This window comes from Streptococcus tangpeifui (assembly GCF_011038795.1).
Classification (GTDB): Bacteria; Bacillota; Bacilli; order Lactobacillales; family Streptococcaceae; genus Streptococcus; species Streptococcus tangpeifui.
This window is the reverse complement of record NZ_JAAKDU010000018.1, coordinates 1-24,996: the sequence shown is the minus strand read 5'-3', so window position 1 is coordinate 24,996 and position 24,996 is coordinate 1. Positions and strand designations below refer to the sequence as shown.

The following is a 24,996-nucleotide window of genomic DNA, read 5'->3' as shown; positions in this document are numbered from 1 at the left end:
CATGACTGGTAAGACCGTTACGGTAATTGATAAGAAGACCTACTTTGACTACTTTAAAGATAAACTTCTGCATAAAATGGAGAATTAGGTTCGATTCACAATCCGACTCAAACTGAGTTGGATTTTTATTTATATTCAAATGAAAACAAACAGAAAATTTAGCAGCTCTTATCAGAGACTTTTTAATTTGATTAAACCGCTAAAAATCGCTTGATTCTAGGTCTTTTATCCCTTACAATAACTACTGTCAATTGAAAATAATTTTGATTGATAAGTAAAAAATCAGGTCAGATTACATGAAGTAGTAGACGACCATGTAAAAAACAAGAAGGAGATTCACATGAATACAAACATTTTAGAAAATTTTGAAGAAATGAACTCAGAAAACTTGAACACCATCACAGGAGGTGGCTTCTTTGATAGTGTGACGGATTTCGTTGATACAGTTGAGACAGTTATTACCGCTGTTGATAATGCATATTCAATTGTAAAAGATGTAATCGTCATCTCGTAATAGACCAGTGTGCACTCGGCTAAGCAAACTTGAAGGTTGGTTCTGAAATCATGTTTTCAGTAATTGATCAAAATAAGACTAAAAATAGTTAAGTTCGATTCTAGGTTCTTAGGATTGAATTTTTCTATTTATTTTCAAATGAAAATAAATAGAAAATTTAGTGGCTGGTATCAGAGGTCTTATAATTTGATTAAACCGCTCGAAATCGCTTGATTCTAGGTCTTTTATCCCTTACAATGACTACTGTCAATTGAAAATAATTTTGATTGATAAATAACCAAACGGGTCAGATTACGTGAAGTAGTAGACGACCGAGCAAAAATAAGGAGGTATTCGCATGAATACAATCGCATTTGAACAATTTGAAGTGATGAACACAGAAAGCTTAACCACTTTTAATGGTGGGGGGTACAAAGATCCTTTACGCTGTCTTGAGGCTATGGAAGGTGGAGGCCTTGCTGCAAGCTCTGCAGCAGCACTTGCAATAGGAAGTGGTCCAATTGGTTGGGCGGGGGGTGCCCTTATCTTTGGTGCAGGTGTTGGTGCAGGTATGTTGGCAAATGGTAGTGCGGATTCTTGTACAATTGAATAGTATGATAATGACGTATAGTTCTATCTGAATATCTTAAGCAAATCCTAACTATTATAGCAAAAAGGAGATTATGATGAATACAGTGGTATTTGAAGAATTTGAAAAAGTAAATAAAGAAGAATTGACAGTTGTTTCAGGAGGATATCTAATAGATCCACCTTTCCCAGGCCCAATTCCATATCCAGATCCTATTTCTGGTGCAGCTGCTGGCGTCGCTATCGGTGCTGGTTTTGCTGAGTTGCCACCAGTGGGTGTGGGTGCAGTAGCAGGAGCTGCTGCCGGAGCCCTTTCAGACTATTAATAGTCCATAAGCTAAGACAAGGTCAGTCTGGCGATGATAGACTGACCAAATGACGATTTAAAGCAAAAAAGTTTTAAGGCGATTCTTTCTGGGTTCTCCGATTGTTCCGATTACTCCTATTCTGGGTTTGGAACTTTTAATCGGTGGCGTAGCTGATAGACTATGATAGTTTTGCTGGTAGATCCGTTACTGGTGCCTTAGTGCCTTAACTTATTTATGTAATTAATTTTTAGATATAAAACGCTTCTGTTAAATCTAGTTTCTAGATACATAGGGGTGTTTTTTCTACTCTAAAAAGTCAGTTCATTGACGATATCTAGTCTTGAGATGAGTAGCTTGGAAATAGTATCGCTTGACCGCCTTTCTTGTTTTTTATCACTATTTTCAGGCACACAGGACAAAAATGCAAAATGGGATTTTTTCTTGCAATCGGCGCAGCTTTCCTGTATAATATTGTTTTGTGAGTATCCCTCACTTACCCCTTGCAGTGACTGGGGGTCATTAGACCAAAAGGAGGAAAACATCAATGGCTAAATACGAAATTCTTTATATTATTCGTCCAAACATTGAAGAAGAAGCTAAAAACGCTTTGGTAGAACGCTTTGACGCTATCTTGACAGACAATGGTGCAACTGTTGTTGAATCAAAAGATTGGGAAAAACGTCGTCTGGCTTACGAAATCCAAGATTTCCGTGAAGGACTTTACCACATCGTTAATGTTGAATCTGACAACGCACATGCTCTTAATGAATTTGACCGTCTGTCAAAAATCAACAACGATATTCTTCGTCACATGATTGTTAAGCTTGACGCTTAAGAAGGTAGATTATGATTAATAATGTCGTACTCGTGGGGCGCATGACTCGTGATGCAGAGCTTCGCTACACCCCGTCTAATCAAGCCGTTGCAACCTTCAGCTTGGCTGTTAACCGCAACTTTAAAAACCAAAACGGTGAACGTGAGGCCGATTTCATCAACTGTGTGATTTGGCGTCAGCAAGCCGAAAACTTGGCTAACTGGGCTAAGAAGGGAGCTTTGATTGGAATTACTGGTCGTATTCAGACTCGTAATTATGAGAACCAACAAGGTCAACGGGTTTATGTAACTGAAGTAGTCGCTGACAATTTCCAGCTTCTGGAAAGTCGTGCAACGCGTGAAGCTAATGGCACAGGTTCCTATAATGCTGGTGGCAATACTTCGTCAAACTTTGGCGGTACTCAACAGCAAACAACACCGAACTTTGGCCGTGACGAAAGTCCTTTTGGCAATTCAAATCCAATGGATATTTCCGACGACGACCTTCCATTCTAAGTGACAAAAGACAAGGGCTTGCTGCAAACAAGTCAAAAAATAATATAAAGGAGAATAAACATGGCTCAACAACGTCGTGGCGGATTCAAACGCCGTAAAAAAGTTGATTATATCGCAGCTAACAAGATTGAATATGTTGATTACAAAGATACAGAATTGCTCAGCCGTTTCGTTTCAGAACGTGGGAAAATTCTTCCTCGTCGTGTAACAGGAACGTCAGCTAAGAACCAACGTAAGGTAACAACAGCAATCAAACGTGCTCGCGTGATGGCACTTATGCCATTTGTAAATGAAGATTAAAAAGCTCAGCCGAATTTGGCTGAGCTTTATTTGTTATAACATTTATTTCTTATTAGAAGTTTCAGGAGCTTGGGTTGCCAAAGCGCTTTGAATATTGTATTGCTTCTTGAGATAGTAGCGAAGTCCAAAGCTAGCCCCACCGATAGCCAGTGTCACCAGCCCCGGCAGAATGGGATTCAATTGTTTTGGAATAAGCGCTGTCAGTCCGACAATGCCAATCCAGAGCAGGGTAAACACTGCCATATAGGCTAGAGATTTCCAAAGGTTTGGACGTTCTCCCTTGGGTTTACCAGCATGTTGATAAACAAAATAATAGAGGGCATAGAGGACAGCCCCACCCGTAAAGGCGATGATAACCGTGGTCAAGATACCATAGCTAGCCCTATAGTTTTTATTGGTGAGTCCGACAATACCGTAGAGCAGGCCAAAGAAACCAAGTAAGAGTAGACTGCTATCCAGCCACATGAGCCAAGGATTTTTATTAGTATCACTAGTTACACTTCCACTTTCGATAGCGGTATCACTAAATGACTTGGCCCAAGCTGACGGAGCGCCGAGCAAGTGGCGGGCGGTATTTCCTTTTTTCTGATTTTCTAGGATGATTGGTAAGACTTCATCAAAAATGTCTTTGATTTCTTGTTCTGTTTTGCCATCTGCTTCTAACTGATGGCGAGCAATGGTGATAAATTCTTGATTTTTCTTGGTCAGTTCTTGTAAATCCATGGTCGTACAGGACTCTCTTTCTTAAGTAGTAGTAATAATTTTGCTTAAAACCAGCGTTTGCGGATGAAGTAAATCACGACTGTGGCACTCAAGGCGGCGGCAATAGCCACAATAAACCAAAAAGCGTGTTCCAGACCATTGAGAGGCAGCCAATTGTTTTTGAAATTCATCCCATAGGCTGAAAAGATAACAGTGGGAATATCCAGTGCCATGGTCATCAAGGCCAGAGTCTTCATAATTGAGTTTTGGTTGTTGGAAATAATCGAAGCAGACGTTTCGGTCATGACATTGAGGACATTTTCATAGATGCTAGCCATTTCGATGGCCTGTTGGGTTTCAATCAGGGTATCTTCCAGCAGGTCTTCATCGGCGACGTATTTTCTAAGACTGGATGCATTGCCGCTCAACTTTTTAACAATTCGTTCGTTGATTTTCAAGGACGCTTTTAGATAAATGATGGATTTTTCCAGCTCCATCATGTCAATCAGTTGTTCATTGCGTGTGGCATCTTCCAGCTGTGCTTCGATACGATCGCTCTGCCGGTCAATGGAACGCAGAGCGGTCAGAAAGAGCTCTGCATTGCGATAGAGTAGCTGGAAGACGAAGCGCGTTTTCATAAAGGTATAAAAGCCACGCACGCGGCGGTTGAGAAAATTCTCAAAGAGTATCAGCGGCTCCAAACAGGTTGTAATCACGGCATCTTCTGTAACCACGATACCAAGCGGAATGGTAACATAGTAGCTTTTGCCGTTACGATCTTCCTGAGTTGGAACATCAACAATAATCAGGGTGTAGTTGTCCTCAACACTAATCCGAGAACTTTCTTCTGCATCCAGCGGTGCTCGCAGATCAGTAATATCAATATTGAATGCTTCGGCGAGGCGAACAGATTCTTCCTGGGAAGGGTTTACAAGATTGATCCAAGCACCGGGCTCGAATGTTTCGATTTCATTGAGTTGATTGTTTGCAGAAAGAAACATTTGTTTCATGAGAACCCCTCCTCGTGTTACTGATTTTGCCTTTAAGGCACACCATATCATTATACTACAAAAGAGCCTATTTGTGGGAGAGTTTTGCAGAAAAAATTCTGCCTGAAAGTGCCCTGTCCTAGCGCCTTTTTACGGTGTGGCTTTCACTTGAGTGCTTGATAAAACCTGCTATTTTTGTTAAACTAAAGCATAAGAAATTTTAAGGAGTCTGCTATGTCCGAACGTGGATTGTTGATTGTTTTCTCCGGGCCATCAGGGGTTGGCAAGGGAACGGTTCGTCAGGAAATTTTTTCCACACCAGACCATAAATTTGAATATTCGGTCTCAATGACAACCCGTAGTCAACGTCCCGGTGAGAAGGATGGCGTAGATTATTTTTTCCGCACCCGAGAGCAATTTGAAGATCTTATTCGTCAGGGTCAAATGCTTGAGTATGCGGAGTATGTCAATAACTACTATGGAACTCCCTTGACTTATGTCAATGAAACGCTGGACAAGGGGATTGATGTCTTCTTAGAAATTGAAGTTCAAGGAGCTTTACAGGTTAAGAAAAAAGTTCCAGATGGTGTTTTTATCTTTCTGACCCCGCCGGATTTGGATGAGTTGAAAGACCGACTAGTTGGCCGTGGAACGGATAGCGATGAGGTTATTGCCCAGCGGATTGAGCGAGCTAAGGAAGAGATCGCTCTTATGCGTGAGTATGATTACGCCGTTGTTAATGATGAAGTGCCTTTGGCTGCTGAACGTGTCAAGCGGATTATCGAAGCGGAGCACTACCGAGTTGATCGCGTTATTGGCCACTACAACAAGATGATTAAAGATATTTAAGTTAGAAAAGAGATATTGCCTTATGATGTTAAAACCTTCTATTGATACGTTATTGGATCACATTCCTTCCAAGTATTCCCTCTGCATTTTGCAAGCGAAGCGGGCACATGAATTGGAGGAAGGCGCACAGCCAACTCAAGGATTCAAGTCTGTCAAACCGACCCTGCAAGCACTTGAAGAGATTGAGTCTGGCAATGTAACCATCCACCCAGATCCTGAAGCTAAGCGTGCGGCAGTTCGTGCGCGTGCCGAGGCGGAACGTCTAGCTAAAGAGGAAGAAGAACGCAAGATTAAAGAGCAAATCGCCAAAGAAAAAGAAGAAGAAGGCGAAAAAATCTAAGCGAAATCGGATTAGTCATTTAGAAAAAAATAGGGTTGAGCAAAAGGAGATGCTCAGCCCATATTTATTGAAACTCTTTATTGAAATCGGGAAGTTAGCTAGTCTTTACTAAGTTAAGGCTTTTTTCCGCCGAGGTTAGGCAAAAATTCGTCCAATATGCCTGTTTTGGAATACACTCTTAGCGCAGTGGTTCACTTGCATGGTAGTTAAACAGCCCACTGGGCTGTTTAAGGTGGACGCTTAAAAACTAAGAAGCGCCAGTTACAGAAAAGCCAATCAGCAGTGGTTCATTGGTGCTAAAGCACCTCATGAACTGTGCAGGGGTAAGACTTCTTGGCCTAGCCCACAAGTCTTACTCCCAGCCGCCTTCGTCAATCTGGTAAATCTAAAACAATGCTAATGAGTCTGGTCTTTTTATACGTAATCTTCAGAGATTACAATGCTTTGTGGGTGAGGGCTAAGCTATCATGGCTGTTTGTCCCAGACTCACTGCTGGCTGGTTTTCTTTTTGCCACAAGGCCAAAGCGTAAAGCCCAGCCAACTGTGCCAAGGTGGGAATAGGAACCAAAGTTTTCAATTCTTGGGGTTACTCCTACTCCCTAGAAGTATATCAATGCTTGATTTAAATGGTTTTAATTAGAAAGGGAAAGGAAAAATGGGGAAGATTGCCAAAATTATTGTAGATGTCCCGCTCATGCAGACAGATAAGCCCTTTTCCTATCGGGTTCCAGATGATTTGTCAGACAGTATCAGTCTAGGCAGTCGGGTCCACGTTCCCTTTGGTAAGGGAAATCGATTGTTACAGGGGTTTGTCATAGGATTAGAAGACGGAGAGATAACAGATCTTAAGCCTGTCACATCCGTGCTAGATTTTGAACCAGTTCTAAACCAAGAGCAACTGAACTTGGCTGAACAGATGAGGCATACCGTTTTTTCCTATAAGATTTCCATTCTCAAATCTATGATTCCCAGCCTTCTCAATTCTAATTATGATCGTATTTTAGAGGCCCAAGAGGACCTGTCTGATTCGGACAGAGACTGGATTTTTGCTAGGCGTAATAAGGTTTCCTATGCAAGCTTGGATAAGGAACGTCAAGCTAGAGTTGCTAAGTTAGTGCGCATGGGACAAATTAAGACTACCTATTCTGCTAAGGATAAAAAGACACTCAAAACCGTTAAATATTATCAGGCCAAACCAGAAGTTTTAGCGGACTTAGAAATTTCCAAACGGGCTAAAAAGCGTCAGGCATTGAAAGACTACCTCTTGGCTAAGCCTGAGCGTGCTCTTCTATCTGATTTGCAACAGCTTTTTTCTCGCGACCAAATTAAGTATTTTGTTCAAGCGGGAGCTCTTGACGTCGACGAGGTCTCGGTCAATCGCAGTCAGGATTATTTTGACAAGGTGAAAAGGACGGACTTTTTAGAGCTCAATCAAGAGCAGACTCATGCCGTTGAAAGCATTGTATCAGATATTGGTCAGTCCAATAAGCCCTATCTGCTCGAGGGAATCACAGGCTCGGGTAAGACAGAAGTTTACCTCCATATTATTGATCATGTTCTTAAACTGGGAAAGACAGCCATTGTCCTTGTGCCGGAAATTTCTTTGACACCCCAGATGACTAATCGTTTTATTTCTCGTTTTGGTGAGCAGGTTGCTATCATGCATTCGGGTCTGTCTGACGGGGAAAAGTATGATGAGTGGCGAAAAATAAAATCAGGTCAGGCTAAGGTTGTTGTTGGTGCGCGATCGGCTATTTTTGCTCCTTTGGAAAAGATCGGTGCTATCATCATTGATGAAGAGCATGAAGCCACCTATAAGCAGGAATCTAATCCGCGCTATCATGCCCGCAATGTTGCTCTCCTTCGGGCCAATTACCATCAGGCAGTTCTGGTTATGGGGTCAGCAACACCAAGTATTGAGAGTAGGGCCAGGGCTAGTCGAGGTGTTTACCATTTTATTCGTCTGACGCAAAGAGCTAATCCTATGGCCAAAATTCCTCAGGTTCAAATTCTTGACTTTAGGGATTTTCTGGGGAAACAGGAAGTTAGCAATTTTACCCCGCCTTTAGTCGATAAAATTAAGGACCGCCTAGAAAAAGGGGAACAAACTGTCCTTATGCTCAATCGCCGAGGCTTTTCCAGTTTTATTATGTGTCGCGAATGTGGCTATGTCGATGAGTGTCCTAATTGTGATATTTCCCTGACTCTGCACATGGATACCAAGACAATGAACTGTCACTACTGCGGTTTCCAAAAGGGCATTCCAAGAGCATGTCCTAATTGTGGCAGCCGTAGCATTCGCTACTATGGTACAGGAACTCAGAAGGCCTATGATGAATTGCAGGAAATTTTGCCGCAAGCCAGAGTGCTGCGGATGGATGTTGATACTACAAGAAAAAAAGGGGCTCACGAAAAGATCCTCCAAGACTTCGGCCAAGGGAAGGCCGATATTCTTCTGGGAACTCAAATGATTGCCAAGGGTCTGGATTTTCCTAATGTCACCCTAGTTGGGGTGCTCAATGCCGACACTTCCCTTAACCTACCTGATTTTCGGGCGGCAGAGCGGACTTTCCAGCTCTTAACCCAGGTTGCTGGCCGGGCAGGACGGGCTGAAAAAGAAGGGGAAGTCATCATCCAGACTTATAATCCTAAAAATTATGCCATCCAACTGGCTAAGGAGCAGGACTATGAGGCTTTTTATGCCTATGAGATGAAGGTTCGCCATCAGCTGGCTTATCCGCCCTATTTTTATACGGTTGGACTGACCTTCTCTCACAAGAATGAGGAAGTCTTGGTTCAGAAAGCTTTTGAAGTCTTTCATTTATTAAAAGAGCAACTCAGTGATCAGGTTAAAATTTTAGGGCCAACTCCTAAGCCAATTGCCAGAACTCACAATCTCTATCACTATCAAATTATGATTAAGTATCGCTTTGAAGATAAACTAGAGGCTGTCCTCAATCAAATTTTAGACTTGACCCAAGATAAAAGCAATAAGGATTTACGTCTGATTATTGACCACGAACCGCAAAGTTTTGTCTAAGCTAGAAAGGAAGGCCCTTAGGCCGAAGAGAATTGATGAAAAAAATTGTATTTATGGGAACGCCCGCCTTTGCAGCAACTGTCTTAGAAGGCTTAATTGCTAGCAAGGCCTACGAAATTTTAGCTGTGGTGACCCAACCAGACCGAGCAGTCGGCCGTAAGAAAGCGATTCGCATGACTCCGGTCAAGGAAGTAGCCTTAGCCAATAATTTAGCAGTCTATCAGCCTGAAAAATTATCTGGTTCTCAGGAAATGGCAGATTTAATGGCTTTAGGAGCTGACGGGATTATTACTGCAGCCTATGGCCAATTTCTGCCCAGCAAGCTTCTTAATCGGATGGACTTTGCTCTCAATGTCCATGCCTCCCTTTTGCCCAAGTATCGTGGAGGCGCACCGATTCATTATGCTCTCATTAATGGTGATGATAAAGCTGGCGTAACCATCATGGAGATGGTTAAGGAGATGGATGCTGGCGATATGGTTGCTCAAGCTAGTCTTCCCATACTGGATGAGGATAATGTTGGCAGCCTCTTTGAAAAATTAGCGGATCTTGGGCGTGACCTGCTCTTGGAAACTCTTCCGGACTACTTGGCAGGCAAGCTTCACCCCCAGCCTCAGGATCCAGCCCAAGTGAGTTTTTCGCCTAATATCACCCCTGAGCAGGAACGTTTGGATTGGAATAAGTCTGCCCGTGCCCTCTTCAATCAAGTTCGAGGAATGTATCCGTGGCCGATTGCTCATACGCTTTTAAATGGTCAGCGTTTTAAAATCCACCAGGCCCAACCATTAGAGTTAGAGGGACAGGGCCAGCCTGGTCAAATTATTGAAAAAACAAAGAAAACACTAGTCGTCGCAACGGGTCAAGGTGCTCTTTCTCTTATCGAAGTGCAGCCAGCGGGCAAACCTAAAATGAAAATTACTGATTTTCTCAATGGGATGGGCCAGAAACTTAAAGTAGGTGATTTCTTTGGCGGTTAAAAAAGAAAAATCTGCCCGCGGTCTAGCCCTACAAATCCTTGAAGAGGTCCTCCAGCAAGGGGCCTACTCTAATCTTGCCCTCAATCACGGGCTTTCAGGCTCGAGTATTAGTCAGCAGGACAAAGCCTTGGTGACCGAATTGGTCTATGGAACAGTGGCGAGGAAGATTACTCTAGAATGGCAGTTGGCTCATGTTATCGAAGATCGCGATCAATTAGAGCCTTGGGTGTACACTCTACTGTTGCTCAGTCTTTATCAACTACTTTATCTGGATAAAATTCCCAGTCATGCCATTGTTAATGAAGCAGTTGAATTGGCTAAGAGCCATAGTCAAAAAGGGGCGGACAAGTTAGTGAATGCTGTCCTGCGGAAATTAGCCAAGGGCCCCTTACCGGATCCAGCTTGTATTAAACGCAAGAATAAGCGTTACTCGGTTCAATATTCCCTGCCTGTCTGGCTAGTCAAGAAGATTATTGAGCAGTACGGTGAAGAACGCGCCATCAAAATTTTTGCTAGTCTCTTTGTCCGCAACAAGGCTAGTGTTCGGGTGACTAATCCGGCCAAACTGGCAGAGATTCAGGCAGTGACAGGGGCGGAACGCTCCAGCCTCTCACCGGTCGGTTTGGTTAAAAAATCTGGCCATTTTGCTGGAACAGATTACTTTAAAAACGGTGAGTTAACCATTCAAGATGAATCCAGCCAGCTAGTGGCACCGACCTTAAAGCTTGAAGGGAAGGAACAGGTTCTAGATGCTTGCGCAGCTCCTGGTGGTAAAACGACTCATCTAGCCTCCTACCTTACAACAGGGCGTGTAACAGCCTTAGATCTTTATGACCATAAGTTAGACTTGATCAATGATAATGCCCGCCGCCTGCATGTGGCTGATAAAGTTCAAACGCGTAAGTTGGATGCAGGTCAGGCCAATCAGGAGTTTGGGCCAGACCGTTTTGATAAAATATTGGTTGATGCTCCTTGTTCAGGTATCGGCCTTATTCGACGTAAGCCTGATATCAAGTACAGCAAGGATAGTCAGGATTTAGTAGCCTTATCAGACATCCAGTTGGCTATCTTGAACAGTGTTTGTCAAACCCTGCGCAAAAATGGTATAATAACCTACAGTACTTGTACCATTTTTCGGGAGGAAAATCAGGACGTGATTGATAGATTTCTTGAGGCCCATCCGAATTTTGAGCAGGTAAAACTGGAACATAGGCAAAAAGACATTCTGACAGATGGATTTATCAGTATTACACCTGAACTCTATCAGACAGATGGTTTCTTTATTGCTCAAATTAAGCGGATTTATTAGCTTGAAAGGACAGTTAAACAATTCATGGAAATTGCTTTGCGTACTGATATCGGTCAAAAGAGGTCTGAAAATCAGGATTTTATCAATCAATTTAGTAATAAGTCAGGGATAACCCTTATCATCTTAGCAGATGGCATGGGGGGACATCGTGCTGGTAATATTGCCAGCGAGCTGACAGTGACAGACCTAGGGAAAATTTGGGAAGAAACCGATTTTTCTGATTTGAGTCAAATCCGTGATTGGATGATTGATGTTATTGAAAAAGAAAATCAAAAGATTCATGAGCTTGGGAAAGAAGAGTCTTACCGTGGTATGGGAACAACCATCGAAGCTGTTGCTGTTGTCGGTAATGCTGTCCTCTATGCTCATCTAGGAGACTCTCGGATTGGTTTGGTCAGAAATGGCCAGTACCAGCAACTGACAACCGATCACTCTTTGGTTAACGAGTTGCTTCGGGCTGGTCAAATTACTGAGGAGGAGGCTGCAATCCACCCTCAGAAAAATATCATCACTCAGTCCATTGGTCAACAAAGCCCAATCGAGCTTGATTTAGGGGTTCAACAGCTAGAACCGGGGGACTTCATTTTGATGAACAGCGATGGTTTGACCAATATGATTTCCAATGAGACTGTCGTTAATGTCTTGTTGGCTGATGATGAAAGTCTTCCAGAAAAAGCTAATCAGTTAGTAGCTCAAGCCAATAAGGCTGGCGGCTTAGATAATATTACCGTGGGACTCTTGCACGTAGAAGGTGAGGCGGCATTATGATCCAGATTGGCAAATTATTTGCTGGTCGCTATCGCATTCTCAAGTCCGTCGGTCGAGGTGGTATGGCTGATGTTTACTTGGCTAATGACCTGATTTTGGAAGGAGAAGAGGTTGCCATCAAGGTGCTTCGGACCAACTATCAGACTGACCAAGTAGCTGTGACACGTTTTCAGCGAGAAGCGCGTGCCATGGCTGAACTCAGCCATCCTAACATTGTTTCAATTAGAGACATTGGCGAAGAAGATGGGCAGCAGTTCCTTGTAATGGAATATGTTGATGGCTCAGACCTCAAACATTATATTCAGGATAAGGCTCCCTTATCTAATTCTGAAGTTGTCAGGATTATGGAAGAAGTCCTATCGGCCATGACTTTGGCTCATGAAAAAGGAATCATTCACCGTGATCTGAAACCTCAGAATATTCTTTTAACTAAGGATGGCACGGTCAAGGTGACCGACTTTGGAATTGCTGTGGCTTTTGCGGAGACTAGCTTAACCCAGACAAATTCCATGCTGGGCAGTGTCCATTATCTGTCACCTGAACAGGCACGTGGTTCTAAAGCAACGGTGCAATCAGACATCTATGCCATGGGGATTATGCTCTTTGAAATGCTGACTGGGCATATTCCTTATGATGGTGATAGTGCTGTGACCATTGCTCTGCAGCATTTCCAAAAGCCGTTACCATCAATTAGGGAGATTAATCCTGACGTTCCTCAAGCGCTGGAAAATGTTGTTATTAAGGCAACAGCCAAGCGTTTGAATGATCGCTACAAATCAACCTATGAAATGAGCCGAGACCTCATGTCCAGTCTCAGCTATAACCGCAGTCGAGAAGCTAAGCTTGTCTTTTCTGATGTGGCGGATACTAAAACCTTACCGAAAATTGATACCAATACAGCCAATGCTTCGACAGAGCAGCTGCTCAAGGCAACTGATAAAAAGGTTAAAGCACCGGTAAAACCTGCGCCCAAGCCTAATGAAAAGGTTAAGCCCAAGCGTAAGCATAAGAGCTATAGTATTTTTAGCAAGGTTGCAATTGCCTTAGTTCTAGTTCTAGTCGCTATTTTTGCTTTTCTGATGCTGCGGAATCCATCGACAGTGTCTGTTCCTGATATATCTGGTCAGGAACTGTCGGCTGCGAGGACTACAATTAAAGATTCAGGTCTTAAGGTAGGCCAAGTTATTAAGGTGGAAAGCGATTCTGTGGAAAAAGGAAAGGTTGTTCGAACTGACCCAGCTGCTGGGACCTCAAAAAAAGAGGGAACATCTGTTGATATCTATGTGTCCAGCAGTGGCGGTAGTTTCAAAATGAAGGACTATACGGGGGAAAATTCTGACGATGCTGTAGAAGATCTGACATCTAATTATGGTGTCGATAAATCAAAAATAGAAGTTACGGAAGTTTCTACGACTGATTATGAAGAAGGAACCATTATCAGTCAGAGCCCATCAAAGGGAGATAAATTTAATCCATCTGGTGATGATACCATTAAGTTTACAGTTGCTGTCTCTGGTTCGACAACGATGCCGAATTTGACAGGTATGACCTACTCTCAGGCTGTATCCACGCTAACAGCGATTGGTATTAAGTCATCACGAATTAAGATTTATTCTTCATCGACTGGATCTGAGACTTCGCCATCATCTTCCAGCATTATTTCTGGTCAAAATCCTTACTATGGAGCCAGCCTAGACCTGTCTTCCAATGATGATATCATCCTCTATGTGCAGGATGCTTCATCGAGCTCATCAAAGTCAAGCTCATTAAATTCCACAAGCGATGAAGGAGATAGTTCAAGTGATAGTACGACTTCATCCAGTTCGGATGATTCGGAACCCTCGCAATCACAGTAGCCTTTTATCTAAAGGTAAAGAAAGCAAATCAAAGTATACCCCAAGCTCCCTGCTCATTTGAGTGGGGATTTTTAGTCTCTAGACCTATCTTTAAAGCTGATAGCTCAAATCCTACTGCAATTTCGAGGGATTTTTGGTACAATGGGCAGGTAATACAGATAGGGAAACTAGGTGCGAACGTCTAGTTGTCGATGAAGGAAAACCATGAAAAAATTTCAATTTTTCTTGTTGGTAGAGGCTTTGCTTTTGAGCATGGCCCTATTGACCATCTTGTCAGAAAGTTTAACCGCCTTTATTTTAATTTTGGCTTTGACTCTGCTGGCCCTCCTCTTCTTTAACAAGGATAATCGAGGGAGCTTTTTACTGACGGTTAGTTCCCTCTTTCTTTTTCTGGTCTTTATGCTCAATCCTTATATAATTGCAGCGGTTCTGCTAGCGGTAGCCTATACCATTATCAACCATTTTTCGGAGGTTAAGCATCGCAATCGCTACGCTGTCATAGAATTTGAAAAGGATCATCTCGCGGTTACCCCCAAACCTAACCAATGGATTGGTGTCAGTCGCCATATCAGTCAGGACTTTTATACTTTTGATGATATCAACGTTATTAGAATTAGTGGCTCTGATACTATTGATTTAACTAAGGTTATCGTAACAGGGCGGGATAATGTCGTGATTATACGAAAGATTTATGGGCCGACCAAGATTATTGTTCCACGGGATATTGCGGTTAAATTAGACGCTAGTGCTATCTATGCTAGTGTTTCCTACCTGGGTTTTCCTGAATATGATCTCCGCAATCAATCGATTAAGTTGGAACAAAAAGATGATCAAGAACTTTTGCGATCGGTTAAAGTGGTTGTTAATATCTTTGCTGGTTCTGTAGAGGTGGTGCGAGCATGAAGCGAAATGATTTTTTGTTAATTTTTCTCTATGTTTGCGTAACCGTAGGATTTATCATTTTTATAATTTTTGATAGTCTCAACCTAGATGCTAGACTGGTTTTTGCTGATCCGAGGGTCTTGGAACAGTTTGTTTTTTCGGTTACTTTGCTCATGTTTTCTGTCAGCTTTCTCCTGATTTTGGTCTGGTTGGTGGTTGATGACAATAGTAAACGTCACTTAAATAAAAGCTTGCGGCGGATTATTAATAATCAAGCAGTTGGCAAACAACCAGAATCAGAAGTTGGTAAAAATATTGAGCGTTTGTCAAAGCAGATGAGTCGGATAACAGCTAATCTGCAAAAAACTGAGAATGCTTATATTTCCAATAGCCGGGCTATTGTTACTCAAGAACGTAAACGAATTGCTCGTGACTTACACGATACAGTCAGTCAAGAGCTCTTTGCTTCCTCTATGATGCTGTCTGGTGTAGCACAAAATTTAGATAACTTAGATAAAGACAAACTGAGAGAACAGTTAAATTTAATTGAAACGACTCTTATCAGTGCCCAGAATGATTTAAGAATCATGCTCTTGCACTTGCGGCCAATTGAGCTGCAGGATCGCACACTTTCTGAAGGTATTTCCATGCTTTTGAAGGAGCTCAAGGACAAAAGTAACATTGAGACGGTCTTTCAAGAAGAAGTTGGCCAGTTGCCAAAAATCATTGAGGACAATCTTTTTCGGATTGCACAAGAGTTTATTTCTAATACCCTCAAGCATGCTCGAGCCAGTCGGTTGGAAGTTTATCTCTACCAAATTGAAAACGAAGTTCAGTTTAAAATGATTGACAATGGGCAGGGATTCGATATGGATGCTAGCCGGGAACTCAGTTACGGTCTTAAAAACATCCAAGATCGAGTTGATGATTTAGCAGGAACCGTGACTATGCTCAGCAGTAAGGGAAAAGGCGTTTCGATGGATATCCGTTTGCCAATTTTAGATGATTACGATGAAGAAGAGAAAGTTGAGGATGAACACGATGGAAAAGACTAAAATTATCCTAGTTGATGATCATGAGATGGTCCGATTGGGCTTGAAAAGTTTCTTTAATATGCAACCGGATATTGAGGTTATCGGTGAGGCTGACAATGGCAAAGATGGAGTTGAAATGGCTCTTGATTTGCGACCAGATGTTGTGGTCATGGATTTAGTTATGCCCGAGATGGATGGGGTTGAAGCTACTCTGGCCATTCTCAAGAAGTGGAAGGCTGCTAAAATCCTCGTTTTGACTTCTTATCTGGATAATGAAAAAATTTATCCGGTTATTGAGGCGGGCGCCAAAGGATATATGCTCAAAACTTCCAGTGCTGCTGAGATTCTCAACAGTATTCGCAAGGTAGCTCAGGGCCAAGTAGCAATTGAGACAGAGGTTGATAAGAAAATCAAGTATCACGACCAGCATCCAGACTTGCATGATGACTTGACAGCACGAGAACGTGATGTTTTGGCTCTCTTGGCCAAGGGTTACGACAATCAAACTATTGCTGATGAACTCTTTATTTCGCTCAAGACAGTTAAAACTCATGTTTCGAATATCTTAGCTAAACTTAATGTTGAAGACCGTACGCAGGCAGTTGTCTATGCTTTCCAACATAATCTGGTTTCACAAGACGATCAATAAAAATTATTTTATAGCCGAGAGATGCATCGCACTTTCTTGACTTCGTTCCCCCAAGCAATCGTCAGCTATTTGCATAGGTTGCAAAAATAGGCCATGACTACTAGCTAAATTGTTTTTTAAAATAACTAATATTATGTTTGAGAGAAATATCTTAGTACAAATCTAGGAGAATGAGCTGAAATGCTAATCGTTTGGCAATCTCGCTGAAGAAGTTTATAGTTACTCTCACCGAATGGCAGGAAACTGCTAGGTCTAATTAAATATTGAGACAGCTCAAATAAGAGATTATTGGTGGAGCTTCCCCGATCGAAAGTTAGCCCACAGAGTTTAGCAAAATAAGATAAGCAAAAAACTGATGATTTTGCTTAGGAACTCTTTAATTGTTTATATGGTTATTACATCCAATATCATGTCGTTTCACGCAAGATTTTGATAGGATGCGCAAGTGTAAAATCATCGTTATTTAATTAATCCGCATTGCAGGCGACTTGGCCTTCTTTGCTGTTTTTCTAAGTTGATACAAGATGATAAATCATTTAATTTAACAAACATACTATTTAAGGAGGCACTTATGGAATTTTTATTAGATACATTGAACTTGGAAGCCATAAAAAAATGGCACCACATTTTACCCCTGGCTGGCGTTACGTCAAACCCCAGTATTGCTAAAAAAGAAGGCGAGATTGATTTTTTCCAACGTATCAATGAAGTTAGAAAAATCATTGGTTTGGATGCCAGTTTGCATGTTCAGGTCGTTGCCAAAGATTATCAAGGTATTTTGGCTGATGCTAAAAAAATCCGTCAAAAAACGGATGATCAGATTTATATCAAGGTACCTGTAACTCCAGATGGCCTTGCTGCCATTAAAAGCTTAAAGGCAAAAGGGTATAATGTTACAGCCACTGCCATTTATACTACTATGCAGGGCTTGTTGGCCATCTCTGCTGGAGCTGACTATTTGGCGCCCTATTTTAACCGCATGGAGAACTTAGATATTAATGCTGAACAGGTTGTTATGGAATTGGCCCAAGCCATTGAACGTACAGATTCTTCTAGTAAAATTTTGGCGGCCAGCTTTAAGAATGCCAGCCAGGTGACTAGGGCCCTGGCCTGCGGAGCACAAGCGGTAACTGCAGGGCCGGATGTTTTCGAAGCAGCTTTTGCTATGCCATCGATCGCTAAAGCAGTGGATGATTTTGCTGCCGATTGGCAGGCAATCCAGCATAAGGATACTATTTGAACGAATTATCTCCAATGTTTATAGACGTTAATAATGGCTGTCTAAGGTTACAGAAAAAGGGTTTTTTCGTTCTGTTTTAGCAGTGATATTAAATATTTAGCGTAATAACAAATTGGAGAGTTGGACTCAATCAGTAAATCGTGATAAAATCACAATTTTGATTTTCCTCGTCCTCTTATTTTGGGGCTCAGAGCTCTGCCACTTTCCTATTTTTAGGTGGTAGATTATCCCAGACTGCCAAAGTCCACTGGAGCATTTCAATCCCACCTCCGCACAGTTGATCTTGGTCTTTTTCAAACGGTCTCCCAGACTGTTTGACCTATCCTTGCAGTCCAGTGGATTGTTGAAGAAGGTGCCTGAAAATGGGCCTGCAGTCCCAAGACAAGGACCGCCAATCAGCAATGGTTCATTGGTGCTAGTACTAATGAACCTGTTGAATTGTACAGGGGTAAGCCTTCTCGGCATAGTCAACAAGTCTTACTACCAACTACTGCGTCAATCTAGTAAACTAGGTCAATGCAAAAGGTGCAGGACTTTTCCAGACTCTTCTTCTGTACAACGGGCTACTCAAAGCTTATCTCTCACAAAGCAAGGACCGGTCAGCCGTTTGGGTGATTACTGTTTTAAAAAAATAAATTGGGCCGTCGTTATGCCGAACGGCCTCTATTCAATTGTGCGGACTAGTTTATCATAACCTGAAGGCTCTGAGCGAATAACCATTCTGACGCTATCTTTCCTAAAGTTTCTGCTATAATAGTACTCAATAGGAGTGATGTTATGGACGCAAAAACAAAATATAAGGCTAAAAAGATTAAAGCCGTCTTCTTTGATATTGATGATACTCTTCGGACGAAAGACACTGGTTATATGCCGGAGTCTGTTAAAAAAGTCTTCGAACAATTAAAAGAAAAAGGAATTATCACTGGTATTGCTTCTGGGCGAGCTCGCTATGGCGTTCCCCAAGAGGTACAGGATCTAAATGCTGATTACTGTGTTAAATTGAATGGGGCTTACGTCAAGGACAAGGATAAGAATATTATTTTTCAGCGCCCAATCCCTGCGAACTTGGTTAAGGCCTTCAAGGCTTGGGCCGATGAAATTGGTATTTATTACGGTCTGGCTGGTCGTCACGAAGCGGTCTTGTCCTACCGTAACGATGTGATTAGTGATGCTATTGACATTGTCTACTCTAATTTAGATGTTAACCCTGATTTTGATAAGAATCATGATGTTTATCAAATGTGGACCTTTGAAGATACTTTAGAGGATTTGAACTTACCAGAATATTTAGCTGAGCACTTACGATTAGTGCGATGGCATGATCACTCCTTTGATGTTGTGTTGAAGGATATCTCTAAAGCCCTAGGTGTTTCAAAACTAGTAGAGTATTTAAACCTCAAGCCAGAGAATATTTTATTCTTCGGCGATGGTCCAAATGACCTAGAAATGTTCGACTATGTTGGTCTCAAGATTGCCATGGGGAATGCTGTTCCCGAATTAAAGGAAAAAGCGGACTTTGTTACGAAAACAGTAGAAGAAGATGGTATTTTATATGCCTTGGAGGAATTAGGTTTGGTTGAAAAAGAATTACACTTTCCACAATTGGATTTAGAAAATCATAGTGGCCCTGTTGCTACTATCAAGACAAGTCAAGGAGATCTGATGGTAAAGCTCTTCCCTGAACAGGCTCCTAAAACCGTTGCCAATTTTATTGCCCTAGCGAAAGATGGCTATTATGATGGTGTAATTTTCCATCGTATTATCCCAGACTTTATGATTCAAGGTGGCGATCCAACGGGCACTGGCATGGGTGGTGAATCCATCTATGGGGAACGTTTTGAAGATGAATTTTCAGAAGAACTCTACAATTTGCGTGGAGCTCTGTCGATGGCCAATGCGGGTCCAAATACCAATGGTAGCCAGTTTTTTATCGTCCAAAATAAGAATTTTCCATATTCGGCTAAGGAGCTAAAACGTGGTGGTTGGCCAGAAGCTATTGCAGATGCCTATGTGACAGGCGGGACCCCGCATTTAGACCGCCGTCATACGGTATTTGGTCAGTTGGCGGATGAGGCATCTTTTGATGTTTTGGATAACATTGCCGCTGTCGAAACTGGTGCTCAAGACAGACCGATTCAGGATGTCCTTATTGAAACAATTGAGGTTCAGGATTGATGAAGATTGGTGAAAAATATAAGGGAGTCATTACAGGTGTCAAGCCCTACGGGGCCTTTGTTGCCCTTGAGAACGGGACGACTGGCCTGATTCATATTTCAGAAATCAAGACCGGTTATATTGAAAATATTTTTGACACTCTCAAGCTTGATCAAGAAGTACTTGTCCAAGTTTTGGACTACGATGAATTCAGTGAAAAAGCCAGTCTCTCTATGCGAACCTTAGAGGAAGAAGGGCACCATTTTTCTCACCGCCATCGTTTTTCGAACAGCCGTTATAAGATTGGATTTAAACCTTTGGCAGACAATATGGAAATATGGGTTGAAGAAGGTTTAGATTACCTTAATAGAAAAAAGGTTGACTGATACCAAATGTCAACCTTTTTCTAGTTTATGTTAGTTGTAATTATACTCATTCTTCAGAGTCATAGAGACTGGTTGATAGATAGCGTTCACCATTGTCAGGTAAAAGTGTTAAGACTTTTTTACCAACACCTAGTTCTTGGGCAACTTGGATAGCGGCATAGATAGCGGCTGATGAAGAGATGCCTGGGAGGAAGCCTTCTAGGCCACCGATAAGGCGACCAGTTGCAATAGCATCATCGGATTTCACCCGAACAATACTATCGTAGGCCTTGGTGTCTAGGGTTTCAGGGATAAAGCCGGCAGAAATGCCTTGAATCTTATGAGGACCAGGTTTATCTCCAGAAAGGATGGCTGATTCATCTGCTTCTACAGCATAAACTTTAACAGATGGATTAGCTTTTTTTAGAGCATGAGAAACACCAGAAAGAGTACCGCCTGTACCAACACCAGCAACAAAAGCATCTAAACCACTTGGACCAAAGGCTTCAATAATTTCTGCACCTGTAGTGGATTCATGGATAGCGGGGTTAGCAGGGTTATTAAATTGCAAGGGTACCCAGCCTCCGATTTCTGTAGCTAAGTCTTTAGCCTTCTGGATGGCTCCCTTCATCCCCTCGCTGCCTGGTGTCAAGACTAACTGAGCACCGTAAGCCTGAATGATTTTGCGACGCTCAACACTCATGGTCTCTGGCATAGTAATAATAACCTTGTAACCTTTAGCAGCTCCAACCCAAGCTAAACCGATACCAGTATTCCCACTAGTTGGCTCAACAATGATACCGCCGGGTTTCAAGAGGCCCTTTTGTTCGGCGTCTTCAATCATTGATAAAGCAATCCGATCCTTGACAGAAGAACCAGGGTTGAAGGATTCTAATTTGACATAGACATCGGCTGCCCCCTCGGGGACGCTCTTGTTTAATTTAACAATGGGAGTATTGCCAATCAATTCTGTAACATTATTATAGATTTTTGTCATACTTTCACCTCTCAAAAGAATCTTAGAATTGCTAATAGTATAGATGTCAAAAGAACTTTTGTAAAATACAAATTCTCTATCAAGTGATAAAGAATAATTATCAGCTAATTGGAACTTCGACGACTTTACTGCCGGATTTCTTACTGGTAACCTTACCCTGGTAAAATTCAACCAAGGCTGAATAAGTAGCTTCTATTTTATCAGGATCGACATAAATGGTGGTTCGGACCCTATCAGAGAACTCTGTATCTTGCTCTTGCAGGACCTCTTGAGCTAAAAAGTTGGCAAAGGTTTGATACTGGGGATAGGAAAGTTCGATTTGAATACCTGCTTGATCTTTGACCTCAACCACCCCCTGTTTCTTAATAGTGTCAGCGACAATACTAGAATAAGCACGGACAAGGCCGCCTGTACCTAATTTTATTCCCCCAAAATAGCGAGTCACAACAGCAACGATATTGGTCAGGCCCTGCTTTTCTAGAACGGTGAGCATTGGCACGCCAGCCGTTCCACTAGGTTCCCCATCATCACTTGAACGCTTGATTTCAGAGTTTTGACCGATAATCATAGCAGAACAGGAATGGTTAGCCTTGTGGTGCTCCTTCTTGATTTGAGCGATATAGGTACGTGCCTCTTCTTCACTGGTTACTCGTTTAATCTGGCAGATAAAGCGGGATTTTTTAATGATGTCTTCTCTGGTAGTATCTTTGGCAATTGTTTTATAATTCATGAAAAAATTTTATCATATTTCAAAACTTATGCGAATAGATAAATAGATGGAAAACTTAGAAAATTACTATGGTCGCCAATTTTTATCTTGGCAGTTATCTCCAGCATTGAAAGCACATGCTCAGACTGTACCGGCTACATTCAAAAAGTCTGGGAAGATCTATTGTAGCCGTTGTAACAGCTACTTGTTACCAGATTGGGTGCTGCCAGATGGCTCTTATTACTGCCGAAATTGTATTGCCTTCGGCAGGGTCACAAGTACAGACCAACTGTGTTATTTTAAACAAAAAGCCTTTTCCTTCGCCTCCCATTTAAGCTGGCAAGGACAATTAACTTCTTATCAGCAGGAAATTTCTGATAAACTTGTCTCTGCTGTTGAGAAAAGGGAAGATATCCTAGTTCATGCTGTAACGGGTTCGGGTAAAACAGAAATGACTTATCAGGCAGTTGCCTCAGTCCTCCAAAAAGGAGAGGCAGTTGCCTTAGTTAGCCCAAGAATTGATGTCTGTCGCGAACTCTATCAGCGTTTTCGACGTGATTTTACATGCCCGATTTCATTGTTGCACTCAGGGTCGGAAAATTATCATCGCTCACCTCTTTTAATTTCAACTGTCCATCAACTTTTTAAGTTTCGCCAGGCTTTTGAGTTGATTATTATTGATGAAGTAGATGCTTTTCCTTATGTAGATGATCAGGGCCTTTACCAAGCTGTGGCGAATGCTCTTAAGCCTCAAGGATCGAAGATATTTTTAACAGCAACTTCGACTGACAATTTAGATAAAGCAGTGAAGAAAAGACAGATAAAGGAAGTGCATCTAGCTAGACGGTTCCATGCCCATCCGCTTGTCCTCCCTAAATTGATCTGGTTAGCAAACTTGGATATGAAGATAAAAAGAGGACAGCTACCTGCTAAATTACTCAGTGATATCAAAAGACAAAGAAAAACTAAATATCCTCTGTTACTTTTCTATCCTACTATTGCAGAAGGTCAACAGCTTGCGCAACTCCTTCAAAATTATTTACCAGAAGAGAAGGTGAGCTTTATTTCTAGTCGAGCAGACCAGCGATTGGACTTAGTTCAAGATTTTCGTGATGGTAAAATAGACCTTCTTGTTTCGTCGACGATTTTGGAAAGGGGAGTAACCTTCCCCAAAATAGACCTTTTTGTCTTAGATGCCCATCATAAATTGTATACCAAATCCTCCTTGATCCAAATTGCTGGCCGAGTTGGTCGAAGTAGTGAGCGACCAACTGGCTCATTACGTTTCTACCATGGGGGTGTTACAAAAGCTATGCGGCTAGCGATTTCTGATATTAAAACGATGAATAAAAGAGGAGGTTTCTAAATGGAGTGTTTGATATGTCGTAATCAAATTCAAAATAACATTAAATTTACCTCGCTCTTTTTTATGTATCAGGATGAAGTCTACCTTTGTGACGAATGTAGGGACCAATTCGAACCAATTCGTTCGAAACATTGTCCGAGTTGCTACAAATCTGGGATTGATGAAGTTTGCCAAGACTGTCTTTATTGGCAGAAGAGAGGGAAAGAAGTCAATCACAGAGCACTGTATACCTACAACCAGGCAATGAAACAATACTTTTCTGCGTATAAATTCCAAGGAGATTATTTGTTAAGAAAAGTGTTTTCGCCTATTATTAGAAAAGTTTTAGTTGCTTATAAAGGGTACACAATTGTCCCAATTCCCCTAAGTAATGAAAGTTTTCAAAAGAGGAAATTTAATCAGGTCACTGGATTTTTAGATGCTACCGCTTTGACATATTGCAATCTCCTAAAAATTAGCAGACAAGGAAAACCCACTCAATCTAGTAAGACGAGAGAAGAAAGACTAAAGGCTGAACAGTTTTTTGTGATCGATTCCACTAAAAAAATTCCAGAAAAGGTCCTATTAGTGGATGATATCTATACGACAGGGGCTACAATGATTCTAGCTAAAGATTTACTTGTTGAAAGTGGCGTGAAAATTGTAAAAACTTTTTCATTGGCGCGCTAAAAATCCTTGCAAAAAATTCCAAATATAGTAAAATAAAATAAAAGAAAGCGTTTTAACGCAAGAAAGAGGAAGCCTATGATTAAATTTAGTATTCGCGGTGAAAACATTGAAGTTACTGATGCTATCCGCAATTACGTAGAATCAAAATTAGCTAAAATCGAAAAATACTTTAATCAATCACAAGAGTTGAATGCTAAAGTAAATTTGAAAGTTTATCGTGAAAAAACAGCCAAAGTAGAAGTAACTATTCCAGTTGGTTCTATCACCTTACGGGCAGAAGATATCTCGCAAGACCTTTATGGATCAATTGATCTTGTTTCAGATAAAATTGAACGTCAAATTCGTAAAAACAAGACCAAAATTGCTAAGAAACACCGTGAAAAGATTGCGACTGGCGAAGTATTCTCAGCAGAGTTTGTTGCTGAAGCAGTTGAAGAAGTTCCTGAGGCAAAAATTGTTCGAACCAAAAACATTGATTTGAAGCCAATGGATGCAGAAGAAGCCATCCTTCAAATGGATTTACTTGGACACGATTTCTTTATCTATACAGATGCCGAAGATGGAACAACAAATGTTATTTATCGCCGTGAGGATGGAGATTTCGGTCTTATCGAAGCAAAATAAATGATTAAAGACTCTAGGAATAAAAATCACATTTTAAAATAGGAGTTAATCCTTTTGAGTGAAATTATTTCTGGAGTTTTTTTCTTGATTCTATTGACAGCTTTTTTAGTTGATGTTAAACTTTAGAAAGCTAAAGTTAAAGCTAGAAAAAATAGTTTGTAATTTTTTTCAAAACTATTGACAAGTTATTAAAAAAATAGTAAACTATAAGAGTTGCTTTAAAAGAAAGCATAAGACCTTTGAGAACTGAATAGAGACGAACCAAGACGTGCGGGTTACGAGAGTAACCTGTCAAAGGACAATAAGTCAGCGATGACACAAGTGAGTTAAGTGCTCAAACTATTAGATGAGAGTTTGATCCTGGCTCAGGACGAACGCTGGCGGCGTGCCTAATACATGCAAGTAGAACGCTGAGTACTGGAGCTTGCTCTAGTACGAGGAGTTGCGAACGGGTGAGTA

26 protein-coding genes and 1 rRNA gene are annotated in these 24,996 nt (G+C 41.5%); 23 read left to right on the top strand and 4 right to left on the bottom strand.

The annotated features are described in order from the left end of the window. The first annotated feature begins 340 nt into the window (after positions 1-340). The 6 genes from G7Y32_RS10190 (at position 341) to rpsR (ending at position 3,018) form a co-directional block, all read left to right on the top strand. The gene (locus G7Y32_RS10190) at positions 341-514 is read left to right on the top strand and encodes a ComC/BlpC family leader-containing pheromone/bacteriocin (RefSeq protein WP_165213401.1); all 174 of its coding nucleotides are present in this window, start codon (positions 341-343) and stop codon (positions 512-514) included. A 337-nt stretch (positions 515-851) separates the two neighbouring features. Continuing rightward, positions 852-1,106: a hypothetical protein gene (locus G7Y32_RS10185; RefSeq protein ID WP_165213399.1), complete on the top strand. Its 255-nt coding sequence runs from the start codon at positions 852-854 to the stop codon at positions 1,104-1,106. 70 nt (positions 1,107-1,176) lie between these two features. Next, the gene (locus G7Y32_RS10180; RefSeq protein ID WP_165213397.1) at positions 1,177-1,407 is read left to right on the top strand and encodes a bacteriocin; all 231 of its coding nucleotides are present in this window, start codon (positions 1,177-1,179) and stop codon (positions 1,405-1,407) included. 526 nt (positions 1,408-1,933) lie between these two features. Continuing rightward, entirely contained in the window at positions 1,934-2,224 is a 291-nt protein-coding gene (rpsF, locus tag G7Y32_RS10175; protein WP_165213395.1) for a 30S ribosomal protein S6, read from the top strand. Between the two features lie 11 nt (positions 2,225-2,235). Further along, positions 2,236-2,718, top strand: coding sequence for a single-stranded DNA-binding protein (locus G7Y32_RS10170; RefSeq protein WP_165213393.1), 483 nt, complete (start codon positions 2,236-2,238; stop codon positions 2,716-2,718). Positions 2,719-2,778: 60 nt separating this feature from the next. After that, positions 2,779-3,018, top strand: coding sequence for a 30S ribosomal protein S18 (rpsR, locus tag G7Y32_RS10165; protein WP_000068664.1), 240 nt, complete (start codon positions 2,779-2,781; stop codon positions 3,016-3,018). 42 nt (positions 3,019-3,060) lie between these two features. Here the strand turns inward: rpsR and G7Y32_RS10160 are convergent, their stop codons facing one another. Beyond that, positions 3,061-3,741 (bottom strand): DUF1129 domain-containing protein, encoded by a 681-nt coding sequence (locus tag G7Y32_RS10160; RefSeq protein WP_004226573.1) that lies wholly within the window; start codon positions 3,739-3,741, stop codon positions 3,061-3,063. Positions 3,742-3,785: 44 nt separating this feature from the next. Then, positions 3,786-4,730 carry a magnesium transporter CorA family protein gene (locus G7Y32_RS10155; RefSeq protein WP_165213391.1) on the bottom strand — a complete coding sequence of 315 codons (945 nt, stop codon included), beginning with the start codon at positions 4,728-4,730 and terminating at the stop codon, positions 3,786-3,788. Between the two features lie 213 nt (positions 4,731-4,943). Between G7Y32_RS10155 and gmk the strand changes: the two genes are divergently transcribed. The 13 genes from gmk to G7Y32_RS10090 all read left to right on the top strand — a co-directional run bounded on the left by gmk (position 4,944) and on the right by G7Y32_RS10090 (position 20,193). Continuing rightward, positions 4,944-5,558: a guanylate kinase gene (gene gmk / locus G7Y32_RS10150; protein ID WP_165213389.1), complete on the top strand. Its 615-nt coding sequence runs from the start codon at positions 4,944-4,946 to the stop codon at positions 5,556-5,558. 22 nt (positions 5,559-5,580) lie between these two features. Continuing rightward, positions 5,581-5,898, top strand: a complete 318-nt coding sequence (gene rpoZ / locus G7Y32_RS10145) for a DNA-directed RNA polymerase subunit omega (RefSeq protein WP_004229934.1) — start codon at positions 5,581-5,583, stop codon at positions 5,896-5,898. Positions 5,899-6,553: 655 nt separating this feature from the next. Further along, a complete protein-coding gene (locus G7Y32_RS10140) occupies positions 6,554-8,938 on the top strand; it encodes a primosomal protein N' (RefSeq protein ID WP_165213387.1) in 2,385 nt (794 codons plus the stop codon). Between the two features lie 35 nt (positions 8,939-8,973). Then, a complete protein-coding gene (fmt, locus tag G7Y32_RS10135) occupies positions 8,974-9,915 on the top strand; it encodes a methionyl-tRNA formyltransferase (protein ID WP_165213385.1) in 942 nt (313 codons plus the stop codon). Beyond that, positions 9,899-11,224 (top strand): 16S rRNA (cytosine(967)-C(5))-methyltransferase RsmB, encoded by a 1,326-nt coding sequence (gene rsmB, locus G7Y32_RS10130; RefSeq protein WP_165213403.1) that lies wholly within the window; start codon positions 9,899-9,901, stop codon positions 11,222-11,224. The genes fmt and rsmB overlap by 17 nt, the downstream gene beginning before the upstream one ends. Positions 11,225-11,248: 24 nt before the next feature. Then, positions 11,249-11,992, top strand: coding sequence for a Stp1/IreP family PP2C-type Ser/Thr phosphatase (locus tag G7Y32_RS10125; protein WP_165213383.1), 744 nt, complete (start codon positions 11,249-11,251; stop codon positions 11,990-11,992). Continuing rightward, positions 11,989-13,848 (top strand): Stk1 family PASTA domain-containing Ser/Thr kinase, encoded by a 1,860-nt coding sequence (gene pknB / locus G7Y32_RS10120; RefSeq protein ID WP_165213381.1) that lies wholly within the window; start codon positions 11,989-11,991, stop codon positions 13,846-13,848. Before G7Y32_RS10125 ends, pknB begins: the two co-directional genes overlap by 4 nt. A 204-nt stretch (positions 13,849-14,052) precedes the next feature. Continuing rightward, positions 14,053-14,751, top strand: a complete 699-nt coding sequence (liaF, locus tag G7Y32_RS10115) for a cell wall-active antibiotics response protein LiaF (RefSeq protein ID WP_165213379.1) — start codon at positions 14,053-14,055, stop codon at positions 14,749-14,751. After that, positions 14,748-15,785: an envelope stress sensor histidine kinase LiaS gene (locus G7Y32_RS10110; RefSeq protein WP_165213377.1), complete on the top strand. Its 1,038-nt coding sequence runs from the start codon at positions 14,748-14,750 to the stop codon at positions 15,783-15,785. Before liaF ends, G7Y32_RS10110 begins: the two co-directional genes overlap by 4 nt. Then, a complete protein-coding gene (locus tag G7Y32_RS10105) occupies positions 15,772-16,413 on the top strand; it encodes a response regulator transcription factor (protein WP_165213375.1) in 642 nt (213 codons plus the stop codon). Before G7Y32_RS10110 ends, G7Y32_RS10105 begins: the two co-directional genes overlap by 14 nt. A 571-nt stretch (positions 16,414-16,984) precedes the next feature. Continuing rightward, the gene (locus tag G7Y32_RS10100) at positions 16,985-17,653 is read left to right on the top strand and encodes a fructose-6-phosphate aldolase (protein WP_165213373.1); all 669 of its coding nucleotides are present in this window, start codon (positions 16,985-16,987) and stop codon (positions 17,651-17,653) included. 777 nt (positions 17,654-18,430) lie between these two features. Beyond that, the gene (locus G7Y32_RS10095; RefSeq protein ID WP_165213371.1) at positions 18,431-19,828 is read left to right on the top strand and encodes a bifunctional Cof-type HAD-IIB family hydrolase/peptidylprolyl isomerase; all 1,398 of its coding nucleotides are present in this window, start codon (positions 18,431-18,433) and stop codon (positions 19,826-19,828) included. Continuing rightward, the gene (locus tag G7Y32_RS10090) at positions 19,828-20,193 is read left to right on the top strand and encodes a S1 RNA-binding domain-containing protein (protein WP_165213369.1); all 366 of its coding nucleotides are present in this window, start codon (positions 19,828-19,830) and stop codon (positions 20,191-20,193) included. Before G7Y32_RS10095 ends, G7Y32_RS10090 begins: the two co-directional genes overlap by 1 nt. A 46-nt stretch (positions 20,194-20,239) precedes the next feature. Here G7Y32_RS10090 and cysK read toward each other — a convergent pair whose 3' ends face one another. Both cysK and G7Y32_RS10080 read right to left on the bottom strand, forming a co-directional pair. Beyond that, on the bottom strand, positions 20,240-21,169 hold the full coding sequence (cysK, locus tag G7Y32_RS10085; protein WP_004229087.1) for a cysteine synthase A: 930 nt from the start codon (positions 21,167-21,169) through the stop codon (positions 20,240-20,242). A 100-nt stretch (positions 21,170-21,269) separates the two neighbouring features. Continuing rightward, complete coding sequence (locus tag G7Y32_RS10080; RefSeq protein ID WP_004228282.1) at positions 21,270-21,899, bottom strand: YigZ family protein; 630 nt, start codon at positions 21,897-21,899, stop codon at positions 21,270-21,272. A gap of 46 nt (positions 21,900-21,945) precedes the next feature. On the opposite strand from G7Y32_RS10080, the gene G7Y32_RS10075 reads away from it, so the two are divergent. From G7Y32_RS10075 to G7Y32_RS10060, 4 genes are all read left to right on the top strand, one after another. After that, positions 21,946-23,244 (top strand): ATP-dependent helicase ComFA, encoded by a 1,299-nt coding sequence (locus G7Y32_RS10075; RefSeq protein WP_165213367.1) that lies wholly within the window; start codon positions 21,946-21,948, stop codon positions 23,242-23,244. Further along, a complete protein-coding gene (locus G7Y32_RS10070; protein ID WP_165213365.1) occupies positions 23,245-23,913 on the top strand; it encodes a ComFC family protein in 669 nt (222 codons plus the stop codon). It abuts the gene before it with no gap. A gap of 75 nt (positions 23,914-23,988) precedes the next feature. Further along, a complete protein-coding gene (gene hpf / locus G7Y32_RS10065; protein ID WP_165213363.1) occupies positions 23,989-24,537 on the top strand; it encodes a ribosome hibernation-promoting factor, HPF/YfiA family in 549 nt (182 codons plus the stop codon). A 342-nt stretch (positions 24,538-24,879) separates the two neighbouring features. Further along, positions 24,880-24,996: ribosomal RNA gene (locus G7Y32_RS10060) — 16S ribosomal RNA — on the top strand; the annotation flags it as partial.

Excerpts from the sequence above, each read along its gene's own strand:
- G7Y32_RS10190 (WP_165213401.1), top strand. The coding sequence starts at position 341 with ATGAATACAAACATTTTAGAAAATTTTGAAGAAATGAACTCAGAAAAC.
- G7Y32_RS10185 (WP_165213399.1), top strand. The coding sequence starts at position 852 with ATGAATACAATCGCATTTGAACAATTTGAAGTGATGAACACAGAAAGC.
- G7Y32_RS10180 (WP_165213397.1), top strand. The coding sequence starts at position 1,177 with ATGATGAATACAGTGGTATTTGAAGAATTTGAAAAAGTAAATAAAGAA.
- rpsF (WP_165213395.1), top strand. The coding sequence starts at position 1,934 with ATGGCTAAATACGAAATTCTTTATATTATTCGTCCAAACATTGAAGAA.
- G7Y32_RS10170 (WP_165213393.1), top strand. The coding sequence starts at position 2,236 with ATGATTAATAATGTCGTACTCGTGGGGCGCATGACTCGTGATGCAGAG.
- rpsR (WP_000068664.1), top strand. The coding sequence starts at position 2,779 with ATGGCTCAACAACGTCGTGGCGGATTCAAACGCCGTAAAAAAGTTGAT.
- G7Y32_RS10160 (WP_004226573.1), bottom strand. The coding sequence starts at position 3,741 with ATGGATTTACAAGAACTGACCAAGAAAAATCAAGAATTTATCACCATT.
- G7Y32_RS10155 (WP_165213391.1), bottom strand. The coding sequence starts at position 4,730 with ATGAAACAAATGTTTCTTTCTGCAAACAATCAACTCAATGAAATCGAA.
- gmk (WP_165213389.1), top strand. The coding sequence starts at position 4,944 with ATGTCCGAACGTGGATTGTTGATTGTTTTCTCCGGGCCATCAGGGGTT.
- rpoZ (WP_004229934.1), top strand. The coding sequence starts at position 5,581 with ATGATGTTAAAACCTTCTATTGATACGTTATTGGATCACATTCCTTCC.
- G7Y32_RS10140 (WP_165213387.1), top strand. The coding sequence starts at position 6,554 with ATGGGGAAGATTGCCAAAATTATTGTAGATGTCCCGCTCATGCAGACA.
- fmt (WP_165213385.1), top strand. The coding sequence starts at position 8,974 with ATGAAAAAAATTGTATTTATGGGAACGCCCGCCTTTGCAGCAACTGTC.
- G7Y32_RS10125 (WP_165213383.1), top strand. The coding sequence starts at position 11,249 with ATGGAAATTGCTTTGCGTACTGATATCGGTCAAAAGAGGTCTGAAAAT.
- pknB (WP_165213381.1), top strand. The coding sequence starts at position 11,989 with ATGATCCAGATTGGCAAATTATTTGCTGGTCGCTATCGCATTCTCAAG.
- liaF (WP_165213379.1), top strand. The coding sequence starts at position 14,053 with ATGAAAAAATTTCAATTTTTCTTGTTGGTAGAGGCTTTGCTTTTGAGC.
- G7Y32_RS10110 (WP_165213377.1), top strand. The coding sequence starts at position 14,748 with ATGAAGCGAAATGATTTTTTGTTAATTTTTCTCTATGTTTGCGTAACC.
- G7Y32_RS10105 (WP_165213375.1), top strand. The coding sequence starts at position 15,772 with ATGGAAAAGACTAAAATTATCCTAGTTGATGATCATGAGATGGTCCGA.
- G7Y32_RS10100 (WP_165213373.1), top strand. The coding sequence starts at position 16,985 with ATGGAATTTTTATTAGATACATTGAACTTGGAAGCCATAAAAAAATGG.
- G7Y32_RS10095 (WP_165213371.1), top strand. The coding sequence starts at position 18,431 with ATGGACGCAAAAACAAAATATAAGGCTAAAAAGATTAAAGCCGTCTTC.
- G7Y32_RS10090 (WP_165213369.1), top strand. The coding sequence starts at position 19,828 with ATGAAGATTGGTGAAAAATATAAGGGAGTCATTACAGGTGTCAAGCCC.
- cysK (WP_004229087.1), bottom strand. The coding sequence starts at position 21,169 with ATGACAAAAATCTATAATAATGTTACAGAATTGATTGGCAATACTCCC.
- G7Y32_RS10080 (WP_004228282.1), bottom strand. The coding sequence starts at position 21,899 with ATGAATTATAAAACAATTGCCAAAGATACTACCAGAGAAGACATCATT.
- G7Y32_RS10075 (WP_165213367.1), top strand. The coding sequence starts at position 21,946 with ATGGAAAACTTAGAAAATTACTATGGTCGCCAATTTTTATCTTGGCAG.
- G7Y32_RS10070 (WP_165213365.1), top strand. The coding sequence starts at position 23,245 with ATGGAGTGTTTGATATGTCGTAATCAAATTCAAAATAACATTAAATTT.
- hpf (WP_165213363.1), top strand. The coding sequence starts at position 23,989 with ATGATTAAATTTAGTATTCGCGGTGAAAACATTGAAGTTACTGATGCT.